The organism is Vibrio sp. 2134-1 (assembly GCF_033339495.1).
Genome location: NZ_JAWOUS010000796.1, coordinates 1 through 557 on the forward strand (window position 1 = coordinate 1; position 557 = coordinate 557).

At 45.8% G+C, this 557-nt stretch carries 1 protein-coding gene; it reads right to left on the reverse strand.

Annotated features, from left to right (window positions below; all coding sequences use genetic code 11):
• Window positions 1–24 precede the first annotated feature (24 nt).
• Window positions 25–557, reverse strand: a 533-nt coding sequence (locus R7R78_RS28595; protein WP_225474909.1) for an MFS transporter, incomplete at its 5' end; no start/stop codon positions are given.

Here is a 557-nt window from a genome sequence, read left to right on the forward strand (position 1 = left end):
AGTTTTTCTGTGACAGGTTGAAAGTTAGGCTATTTGGGATTCTGTTTTGTTATTCGTTTTCATCGCAAAGATCACAATCACGAGCAATACGAACGGAAGAACGTACAAGTTCAGGTTTTGCCAACCGACTGTCGATTCAAGCCAGCCAGAAAGTAAGGCAGTAATGGTGACACAGCTGAACACGAAGAACTCATTAAACGCCTGCGCTTTGCTGCGGTTTTTCACTTCGTAACTTTGGCTAAACAGCCCCGTTGCAGCGATAAACATGAAGTTCCAACCTACGCCCAACAAAACTAAGGCAAGGCTAAAGTGCCAAATGGACACACCATGAATGTTAATCCCTATACAAGCAATAAACAGCACACCTCCCGCTAGGATCATTTTCTTTGCGCCGAACTGCTCAATTAATCGACCAGTAATAAAGGCTGGAGCGAACATGCCGAGCACGTGCCACTCAATCACACCTGCGGCTTTGTCGAAATCGAAACCACAACCAATCATCGCCAAAGGCGTCGCTGTCATTAGAATATTCATCACCGCATAAGCCACCATTGCCG